The sequence below is a fragment of the Acerihabitans sp. TG2 genome (assembly GCF_035013185.1).
GTDB lineage: Bacteria > Pseudomonadota > Gammaproteobacteria > Enterobacterales > Enterobacteriaceae > Acerihabitans.
On sequence record NZ_JAYGJO010000002.1, the window covers coordinates 124,531 to 135,457 of the forward strand.

Here is a 10,927-nt window from a genome sequence, read left to right on the forward strand (position 1 = left end):
ACCCTTCATCTTTCGCGCTGCAGGTGTGTTGGCTTGCCTCACTCACCCCAGTCACTCCGTAAGCTCCTGGGGATTAATGAACCTCATCCCTGAGGTTCACCCTTCAGGCCAGCCGCCAGGGCTGTTCAAATCTGCTCCAGACAGATTTGTCGCTGCGTCGCCGCCTGGATTATTTACTCAGGCCAAAGGTTTTCAGGTTCTTGGCATTGGTTTCATCTATCAGTACGCAGTCCATTAGCTGTTTTTCTTCCTTTAGGGCCTTGCCGGTTTTCAAGTAGGTATCCGCCTGCTCAACCGCCATTTCTGCCTGTGCTGCGGCCGGTTGCAGCACTGTGGCCTTGATATTGCCGTTGGCAAGAATCGAGTCACGCACATAATCGCTACCATCAAAACCCACCAGGATCACGTCTTTGCGCCCGGCAGCCTTTAGCGCCGCTTCCGCACCCAGCGCCATGGTGTCATTGCCGGAAATCACACCGGTGATATCCGGGTGAGCCTGCAAAATGGATTCCATACGACTAAACGCTTCAGTCTGGCTCCAGTTGGCGGTTTGCTGCGCCACCATTTTCAGTCCGGTATATTCATCAATCACATCGTGATACCCCTGCGAACGGACATGGGCATTGGTATCTGACTCCTTACCCAGTAGCTCTACGTACTTGCCTTTACCCTTCATCAATTTGACGAATTTTTCGGCGCCAAGCTGTGCCCCCTGATAATTATTTGACACGATCTGCGCCACGGCCACACCGGTGGCGTTAATTTCACGGTCGATCAGGAATGCCGGTATGCCGGCGGCCTTAGCTTTTTTTAGCGGCCCGATGGTGGCGTCCGAACCGGCGTTATCCAAGATGATGGCCTTGGCCTTACGGGCAATTGCGGTTTCAATCAGCTGATTTTGTTTACTGACATCATCATCATGGGAAGCCACCAGCGTCGTGTAGCCGAGGGAGGCCGCTTTTGCCGACGCCGAATCGGCCTCAGCTTTAAAGAAGGGATTGTCATGGGAGGGGGTGATAATGGCTATCAACCCTTGGTCTGCGGCAAACGACGCCATTGACAGTGACAGCAAAACGGCGGCAAGACAGGGTTTTTGTAGGAAGGTGTTCATTATTATTCTCCAGTATGAATACATCACATGAATATATATTCACTTTTGATTTTATATTCAACTTGAGTGTCGCAAGTCGCTTGCTTAATGTCCACGGCGATTATTGGGAATAGCGAGAGCGGTCACAAAAAGCAACAAAGTGATCACAAACATCCAGCATCGGCGAATCAAACACACGATCACTATCAGCCCGTGATTGCAGGGTGGTATCCCCGTTATACTTTATGTTGCAAAAAAGCGGCAAGGCCGTTTAACCCTCGGGGGTACCGCGCCTTCTAGGCGCGGAGCGAGGAGATTATGTCCTGTCGTGCTGAGGATTGGGATCGGGGGTCGGCATTGTTATCCAACGCTGCACCAGCCAGCAGGCCAGTGTGATGATAAGCCAACTCAGTGCGGTACCGACGATCAAATCGCGCGGCCAGTGCATACCGAGCACCAAACGGCTGCACATCACTGCCGCTGCCCACGCCACAATCAGCGTCAACGAAACAACGTGGCGACGTGACCATAACAACCCAAGCGCCAGCAAGGCCCAACTCGCGGCGAAAACCGTATGGCCCGACGGAAAAGCAAACCCGGTTTCATGCTGCCAGTGGTGACCCAACCATGGTGGGATATTCTGCTGGTCCTGCAACTCCGACTTGACCAACAGTGACCGCTCATTACGCGGCAAGGAGTAGAATACCCGATCGTCAATATTATGAGTATGCTCAAGCCATAATACGTAAGGTCGCGGTTCCTGGACCTGCTGTTTGATAAAGGATTTCAGGCTTTGGCCGATCAGCAACGCCGCGGCCACAATGCAAACCAGACCCAGAGCCGGTTTGAAACGAAAGCGCAGGCACCAGAGCAACCAGACCATTAACAGGGTGCTGGTGATCATACTCCAAGGCGCGGTAGCGGTTTGCGTAATCCAGAACATCAAGCGCCACCAGGCGGCTTCATTTTGCGGATGCCACAGCCAGCCACTGACCCAAACCAAAAATGGTATTATGATAAGTACCATCGCACCAAAACCGGTGCGTTTTGCAATTTCAAACATATATAGCCATTCCATTAAATTTCCATTACCGTTGACCGATTAGCGTCAGTGGTTTGGAAAAAACCTACCAATCGCACTGCGTAGGTAAGTAATTGTGACAATCAAATGACTATTTTGCCATTGAATAGAATTATCGTTGGTAAATTTTCGGTAAACTTATGGCAATATAGTCGGTTAGCGTTAATGGATGTTTGCACATTCGTTGGCGGGGGAATCCGTAACGGGCTGGCCGGCCGGTATAATCCCCCAACGGGTGGTGCGTCGTTATTTTGGTTTTGGAGAGAAAAATGCAGCTTAAACGTGTGGCAGAAGCCAAACTGCCAACACCCTGGGGCGACTTTTTAATGGTCGGTTTTGAGGAGTTAGCCACGGGACACGATCATCTGGCGTTGGTACTGGGCGATATTACCGGCAACCTGCCGGTGCTGGCACGGGTTCATTCCGAATGTCTGACCGGTGATGCGCTATTTAGCCTGCGCTGCGATTGTGGTTTCCAGTTGGAAGCGGCACTCGCCCACATCGCAGAAGAAGGCCGGGGAATATTGCTCTATCACCGGCAGGAAGGACGTAACATCGGTCTACTTAATAAAATTCGGGCCTATGCCCTGCAAGATAAAGGTGCCGATACCGTTGAAGCCAATCATCAATTAGGTTTTGCTGCTGATGAGCGAGATTTTACGTTGTGCGCGGATATGTTCAAGCTGCTGGGGGTAGAGTCGGTGCGTCTGTTGACCAACAACCCACAAAAAGTGGAAATTTTAACCGAGGCCGGGATCAATATTACCGAGCGGGTGCCACTGATCGTTGGGCGTAATCCGCAAAATGAACGTTACCTGAATACCAAAGCGACCAAGATGGGGCATCTGCTGGGTTAGCGCCAAGGCGTGGTGAGATCATCTCTTGTTGCCAATCTCCCACCATGGCGCCTCCAGCCTATCAACCCAGTGCCGGGCAAGCGATGAGATAAGCGTCGCGTTGCGCGGTTGCGCGCTCAAGTACGGTATTTCAATTGGACTAGGGGGTGGGCATTGTGCGATCGGTCACTGAATGTCCACCAGGGTGTTGAGGTATAATAAATTTTTGACATGCGGACATGTAAACCATGAAGTTCAATACCATGAGCGACAGTGAGATTATCGCCGATCTGTGTTGCCGGATAAAAGACGCGCGTATCGAGCAGCGACTGTCGCAAATCGATCTGGCGGAACGATCGGGTTTGGGTATCGCCACCATTAAGCGTGCCGAAATGGGGGGTTCCGTTACCTTAAGCACCTTGATTTGTATTCTGCGTGGGTTAAATCGTTTACACCAGCTCGAAGGGGTACTGTTTGATACCGAGGTCCGTGCTTTTAATGCCCAGATCAGCGGAGAACGGCAAAATACGCCGCTGCGTATTCGTAAAAGAGCCGTTATTACCGCCGACGAGACCGAAAAACCACTGCTGGACAAGAAGGTCGATCCTACGGCAGTGGATTGGTACATCTCGGCGGCTGAAAATAACGTTATCTGGTAGACCTGTTGCCCAACGCCACCGGCAGTTGGCTTATTCGCATAACACCACCTTTATCGCCAAACCGCCGCGCGAGGTTTCTCGATATTTCGCGTTCATATCCTTGCCGGTTTCGTACATAGTCTCAATCACTTTATCCAACGAAACCCGTGGTTCGCTAGTGCGTCGAACCGACATGCGGGCGGCGTTGATGGCTTTCATCGCGACGATGGCATTGCGCTCAATACAGGGCACCTGTACCTGCCCGGCCACCGGATCGCAGGTCAACCCCAGATTGTGCTCCATGCCGATTTCCGCCGCGATGCACACCTGCTCTGGGCTCCCCCCCATCAATTCCGCCAATCCTGCGGCAGCCATGGAACACGCAACACCTACTTCACCTTGGCATCCGACTTCGGCACCGGAAATTGACGCATTCATTTTATACAAGACCCCCACCACACCCGATGCCAGGAAAAAACGCAAATACGCCTCTGGCGTCACCGGCTGGATAAAATGGTCATAATATGCCAACACCGCCGGAATAATGCCACAGGCACCATTGGTCGGTGCAGTAACCACCCGGCCCCCTGCGGCGTTCTCCTCGGCCACCGCCATGGCAAACATATTTACCCAATCCATGGCATTCATCGGATCGGTGGAAAAACGATCATTGGTAAATAATAACCGGTGCAAACTGGACGCCCGACGCGGCACCCTTATGGGTCCCGGCAATACGCCTTCGGTATTCATGCCACGATGTATAGCACTTTGCATCGTGCTCCACACCTTGCCGAAATAGTGTTCAATCTCTTCCCTACTGTGCAAGGCCAGCTCATTTTTCATCACTACCGCCGACAGGGATAAGCAGTTGTCGCGGCAATGACGCAGCAAATTCTGCGCCGAGAAGAAGGGGAATGGCACCACCTGCTCTACGGGATCTTTTTGACCGAAATGCTCCCGATCCACCACAAACCCGCCACCGATGGAGTAGTAGGTTTTACTGAAAATAAGTTTATCTAACGCATAGGCGTTAAAGATCATGCCGTTCTCATGCAATGGCAGATTTTCATTACGAAAGTTGATTGCCGAGGCCACATCAAAACTGACCTCGTGGCCATCGCTCAACGGTAATCGGCCCTGCTCACGTACCAGGTTAATAAACTGCGGAATAGTATCGACGTCAACCGTATCCGGCGCTTTACCGGCCAGGCCCATGATGATCGCGATATCGGTATGATGCCCCCGGCCGGTTAATGATAATGAACCATACACATCCACCCCAATGCGGCTCATTGAAGCAGACAATCCATTGGCGCTCACTTCATCGATAAACATGTTACCGGCCTTCATCGGCCCTACTGTATGTGAGCTGGAAGGACCGATGCCTATTTTAAAAATATCGAAAATGCTAACCATAACCTATCCCTATTTACGGTACCGGCGACGTAACCGTTACGCCACCGGACTTATAATGGATGGGAGATCATCCCAACAGACTGAAAATAATCGCCGACATGGCAATAAGCCCCATTAAGGTCACGAAGACATTGCTCAATTTGCCGCTGTATTTTTTCATGGCCGGAACTTTTTGAATGGCGTACATCGGCATCAAGAACAGCAGCATGGCAATAATGGGCCCGCCCAGGGTCTCGATCATGCCAAGGATGCTGGGATTGAGCGTCGCCACCAACCAGGTAGTCAACAGCATGAAAATGCCGGTGATCCGGTTCAGTTTATCTTCCGATGCGGTTTTTCCACGGCTACGCAGGGATTTGATCATCATGCCATTAAAACCTTCTCGCGCCCCAAGATAGTGGCCCAAAAAGGATTTAGTGATGGCCACCGCAGCGATCAGCGGCGCGACCCACTCGATCAGAGGATTGTTAAAATGATTGGCTAAATAGGACAAAATAGAAATATTCTGCGATTTGGCTTCCAACAGATCCGCAGTAGATAGGCTTAGTGCGCAGCTGAACACAAAAAACATCACGGTCAACACCATCATGATATGGCTGTAGGCCAGGATGCGAGAACACTTTTTCTCCGCCCCTACCCCATACTCCTGACGTTTGGCTACCGCGAAAGACGAGATGATCGGCGAGTGATTGAAGGAGAACACCATGACCGGGATTGCCAACCACAGCGTGGTAAGCATGCTATTACCGCTCATACTATTGGTTATAGTGGAGCTGTTAAAAATAGCGGAAGTCCAGTTAGGAATTAGATAAAGTGCTAGCAGCATTAATGCCCCAACAAATGGGAACACCAACACACTCATCGCCTTGACGATCATTTCTTTACCGAAACGCACAATAGCCATTAGGCCAAGAATTAATATCAACGATAATAACACGCGCGGTGGTGCGGTCAAATGAAGCTGATGGGTAATAAAACTGTTAACAGTGTTGGTAATAGCAACAGCATAAACCAAACAGATAGGATATATAGCAAAAAAATACAGCAATGTGATTAATTTACCCGCACCGACGCCGAAATGTTCTTCAACGACTTCGGTTATATCTTCACCACTTTTTTTACCGGATAAAACAAAACGGCACAAACCCCGATGTGCATAAAATGTCATCGGAAAGGCAATGATAGCCATGATTATCAGCGGAATAATACCACCGATGCCAGCATTAATCGGTAAAAACAAGACGCCGGCGCCAATAGCTGTACCATAGAGTCCCAGCATCCACATGGTGTCAGTCTTGCGCCAGGTGGCCGTGGAGGATGCATCGATAACCGACGCAGTCTCAGTCATGCTATTCATTATATGTTCTCCTTAGGGAACGGACATTAATTCGTCGTTTTTCCCGTTGCAATGGTGTTGCCCGCACCGGGAAATAAATAGGGTAATATAGCTACTATAAATATGTTAACAACCTTGCATGAAAGTTAACAAAAAAACCTCAATTAAATATACAACATTTCCTTTTCGACACTTTCTTTGCAGTGGGGGCATTCTATCTCAAAGAGGAAATATAATAACCCCGCAGGGATCACAAAACGGAAGGAGACAATTATTATGATGTATAATCAATTTTAAAATAAAAACTCACAACTGATATTTTATCTCTTATTCATTTTAAAGTTTCTTTATTGATACTTTATTTTCGACAATAATAACATGGAACATATTCTAGACCAATACCTTTGGTTATTTCATTAACACATTCACGCAATAACCGCTAAATAATATACCCTCGGTCATGAATGTCACACACCTTTTCCACCAGCTGATGAGATCACCTGACTCAAACAGGTGCGGTAAATGACCTCGCGGCGCGCGTCTTCCTGGTAGAAAGGTGCGCGCCGCCGCCATCACAGCATGTTGCGAATCACATAATTAAGGATACCGTCATGGCAGTAGTAAATCAGTTCATTGCCGGTGTCGATGCGACAGCGGGTAGGCACCTGGTCATGGTGTCCATCGGCATAACCGATATCAACCATGACCGTCTGACTGGGTGCAAGCGCACTCAGGCCGCCGATACGGATGATTTCATTCCCGGTTAACGCTAACGTCTTGCGGGTAACCCCCGCCGGGAATTCCAGTGGCAATATTCCCATACCGATTAAATTGGAGCGGTGGATCCGTTCGAAAGATTCGGCAATCACTACCCGGATCCCCAGTAACCGCGGCCCCTTGGCCGCCCAGTCGCGACTGGAGCCGGAACCGTACTCTTTACCGGCAATGACCGCCAACGGCACCTGGTCGCGCTGGTAGCGCATGGCGGCGTCGTAAATCGTCAATTCGTCACCGGATGGCACGTGCCGGGTATAACCCCCTTCAATAGCAGGCACCATCTCGTTATGGATCCGAATATTGGCAAAGGTGCCTCGCATCATCACTTCGTAATTACCGCGCCGCGACCCATAAGAATTAAAATCAGCCGCCTCAACGCCGTTTTCACGCAGGTAGATGCCGGCCGGGCTATCAAGTTTGATATTACCGGCTGGGGAAATATGATCGGTGGTCACCGAATCGCCCAACAGCGCCAATATCCGCGCACCCTCAATATCTTGTACCGGTGCGGGATGGCGCAGCATTTGGTCAAAAAACGGCGTCAGGCGGATATAGGTGGAGTCATCCTGCCAGTTGTAGGTCGGTGTGCGGTTGACCTCTATATCCTGCCAATCCTTATCACCGGTAAAAATCGCACCGTATTCCTGGTGAAACATGTCACTGTTCACCAGGCCGACCGCATCGGCTATTTCCTGCGAGCTAGGCCAGATATCTTTTAAATAGACAGGTTGTCCCTGGGCGTCGCTGCCCAGCGGATCCTCGCTCAAGTTAACCTGCATATTGCCGGCCAAGGCATAAGCTACCACCAGCGGCGGCGAGGCCAACCAATTGGTTTTTACCAACGGATGGATGCGCCCCTCAAAATTACGATTACCCGACAACACCGCGCCAACCGTAAGATCGCCCGCTTTTATCGCCGCTTCAATAGGTTCCTTAAGCGGGCCGGAGTTACCAATACAGGTAGTGCATCCGTAGCCCACCAGATTGAAACCCAACTGTTCGAGATAAGGCGTCAGACCTGCAGCCGCCAGATAATCAGTGACCACCTTGGAACCCGGTGCCAGTGACGTTTTCACCCAGGGTTTGCTACGCAGCCCCTTATTGACCGCATTACGGGCCAATAAGCCAGCGGCCATCATAATACTGGCGTTGGAGGTGTTGGTACATGAGGTGATGGCCGCAATGACCACCGCCCCTTGGTGCAGTTCGTGCTGCTGTCCATCCAATTCAACATGCTGAAACTCACGACGATCGCTGCGGCGGGTAAAGTCCAGTTCATCGCTGGCACGAAACGCTGCGGGGACCCCCGGCAAAGCCACTCGATCCTGCGGCCGCTTCGGCCCGGCCAGGCTCGCGACCACGCTGCCCATATCCAGCGTCAAGGTGCTAGTAAAACGCGGTTCTTCCGCCGGCAGGCGCCATAATCCCTGCTGCCGGCAATAGGCTTCCACCAGGGCGATTTGCTCTTCGCTGCGCCCGGTCAAACGCAAATAATCCAGCGTAATAGCGTCAACCGGGAAAAAACCACAGGTCGCCCCATATTCCGGGGACATATTGGCAATGGTGGCACGATCGGCCAACGGCAGCGTATCCAATCCATCGCCATAAAATTCGACAAATTTACCTACAACACCATGTTTACGTAGCATCTGTGTCACTGTGAGCACCAAATCAGTGGCGGTGATCCCCTCAGTGAGTTTACCTTCAAGCTTAAAACCTACCACGTCAGGTATCAGCATGGATACCGGTTGGCCAAGCATCGCTGCCTCGGCCTCAATACCGCCAACGCCCCACCCCAGCACACCCAGTCCATTGACCATGGTGGTGTGGGAGTCGGTACCCACCAAGGTGTCGGGATAGGCCACTAACTCGCCATCCTGCGTTTCATGCCAGACGGTTTGCGCTAAGTATTCCAGGTTGACCTGATGGCAAATACCGTTTCCCGGTGGCACCACACGAAACCGATCAAATGCCTGTTGTCCCCAACGCAGGAACTTGTAGCGTTCCAGGTTGCGTTTCATTTCCAATTGATTGTTTACGCCATAGGCACCTTCGTTACCGTAGCTATCAACGGTAATCGAGTGGTCAATGACCAAATCCACCGGCGACAGCGGGTTAACTTTGTCAACATTGCCACCAAGACGTTTCACCGCCTCGCGCATAGCGGCCAGGTCCACTACCGCCGGTACGCCGGTAAAATCCTGCATCAGCACCCGTGCCGGGCGATAGGCAATTTCACCCTCCGCGTGGGCCTGCTCCAGCCAACCGGCTACAGCACGTAGATCCACTTCGGTAACGATTTTATCGTCCTGATTGCGTAACAGATTTTCCAACAAAACTTTGAGTGATTTGGGCAGAGTGTCGAGGCGCCCCAAGTGCCGGGCGGCGAGTGGCAGACTGAAATAACGATAGGTTTTACCCAGCACGGTCAATGTATCCTTGCTGGCTTCTCGAAGAGTTGACGGCATAATTCCTCCTGACTTTTATTTCAGTATAGTCATAACCCTGTGTAGGTTGAGGTTTTGCGGTAAACATTTAACAAGAAAATGATAACTTTTTTATAACATAAAGTGCCCACTGCGCTCACGCGCAGCATCGACCGTCATTATTTAATCGGCAGTTTTATATCTTTGAACATGGCTTCAATCTCTTCATTGGAGCGTAGCGCAATGGCCGTATCCACTACATCACGGGTTAAATGCGGAGCAAAACGCTGAATAAAATCATACATATAACTGCGCAAAAACGTGCTGCGTCGAAAACCGATTTTGGTGGTACTCAGGGCAAACATCGCTTCGGCACTGATTTTTACCAGATCCGGATCGGCCTCGTCACTCACCGCCATATTGGCGATCACCCCAACCCCCAGTCCCATGCGAACATAGGTTTTGATCACATCAGCATCAGTGGCGGTAAACACGATACGCGGCACCAGTCCAGCCCGGTTAAACGCCGTGTCCAATTCAGACCGGCCGGTGAAACCAAAGGTATAGGTCACTAATGGGTAGGCAGCTAATTCGTCGATGGTAACATGGGTTTTATTCGCCAGCGGATGCGTTGGCAACACGACGATGGCCCGATTCCAGTGATAGCATGGCAGCATCACCAAATCTTCATACAGATGCAACGCTTCAGTGGCAATGGCAAAATCAGCCACGCCTTTAGACACCGCCTCGGCAATTTGCGTCGGCGACCCCTGGTGCATATGCAGTGACACTCGCGGATAACGTTCGATAAAACCTTTGATGACATCGGGTAATGCGTAGCGGGCTTGAGTATGGGTAGTGGCGACATACAACGAACCCTTATCGGGATAAGTATGCTCGCCGGCCACCGCTTTGATGGCATCGACCTTCGATAGCACTTCCCGTGCGATACGGATGATCTCCTGCCCCGCCGGCGTCACCTGGGTAAGATGCTTGCCGCTGCGGGCAAAAATTTGCACCCCCAGCTCATCCTCCAACATACGTACCTGTTTACTGATGCCAGGTTGGGAAGTATAGAGTCCTTCTGCGGTGGACGACACATTAAGGTTGTGATTAACCACTTCCACAATATAACGGAGCTGCTGCAATTTCATTGATTATTATCCTGGCATGGACAGGGCATAAGCGCTGTTCCGGGTCGCTGACGACAGGCAGCAAGCATTCCCTGCACACGGGCGGGAAAGCAGTTCTTATAATTAATACTATTTAATCATAAAAAAACGCTATATATAACCTATTTATGTTCTAAATAATTCGTGTGGCCGCA

8 protein-coding genes are annotated in these 10,927 nt (G+C 50.8%); 2 read left to right on the top strand and 6 right to left on the bottom strand.

What is annotated here, in order from left to right; translation table 11 throughout:
• Positions 1-169: 169 nt before the first annotated feature.
• Positions 170-1,111, bottom strand: a complete 942-nt coding sequence (locus SJI19_RS02425; protein ID WP_323476675.1) for a D-ribose ABC transporter substrate-binding protein — start codon at positions 1,109-1,111, stop codon at positions 170-172.
• Between the two features lie 295 nt (positions 1,112-1,406).
• Entirely contained in the window at positions 1,407-2,153 is a 747-nt protein-coding gene (gene pgpB, locus SJI19_RS02430) for a phosphatidylglycerophosphatase B (RefSeq protein WP_323476676.1), read from the bottom strand.
• A gap of 287 nt (positions 2,154-2,440) precedes the next feature.
• Between pgpB and ribA the strand changes: the two genes are divergently transcribed.
• Positions 2,441-3,028 carry a GTP cyclohydrolase II gene (gene ribA / locus SJI19_RS02435; RefSeq protein ID WP_323476677.1) on the top strand — a complete coding sequence of 196 codons (588 nt, stop codon included), beginning with the start codon at positions 2,441-2,443 and terminating at the stop codon, positions 3,026-3,028.
• A 227-nt stretch (positions 3,029-3,255) separates the two neighbouring features.
• Entirely contained in the window at positions 3,256-3,666 is a 411-nt protein-coding gene (locus SJI19_RS02440; RefSeq protein ID WP_323476678.1) for a helix-turn-helix transcriptional regulator, read from the top strand.
• Positions 3,667-3,696: 30 nt separating this feature from the next.
• Here SJI19_RS02440 and SJI19_RS02445 read toward each other — a convergent pair whose 3' ends face one another.
• The 4 genes from SJI19_RS02445 to cysB form a co-directional block, all read right to left on the bottom strand.
• Complete coding sequence (locus SJI19_RS02445; protein WP_323476679.1) at positions 3,697-5,061, bottom strand: L-serine ammonia-lyase; 1,365 nt, start codon at positions 5,059-5,061, stop codon at positions 3,697-3,699.
• Positions 5,062-5,128: 67 nt separating this feature from the next.
• Positions 5,129-6,409 (bottom strand): HAAAP family serine/threonine permease, encoded by a 1,281-nt coding sequence (locus tag SJI19_RS02450; protein ID WP_416347491.1) that lies wholly within the window; start codon positions 6,407-6,409, stop codon positions 5,129-5,131.
• Positions 6,410-6,969: 560 nt separating this feature from the next.
• Positions 6,970-9,642, bottom strand: a complete 2,673-nt coding sequence (gene acnA, locus SJI19_RS02455; RefSeq protein ID WP_323476681.1) for an aconitate hydratase AcnA — start codon at positions 9,640-9,642, stop codon at positions 6,970-6,972.
• 137 nt (positions 9,643-9,779) lie between these two features.
• Positions 9,780-10,754 carry an HTH-type transcriptional regulator CysB gene (gene cysB, locus SJI19_RS02460; RefSeq protein ID WP_323476682.1) on the bottom strand — a complete coding sequence of 325 codons (975 nt, stop codon included), beginning with the start codon at positions 10,752-10,754 and terminating at the stop codon, positions 9,780-9,782.
• Positions 10,755-10,927 lie beyond the last annotated feature (173 nt).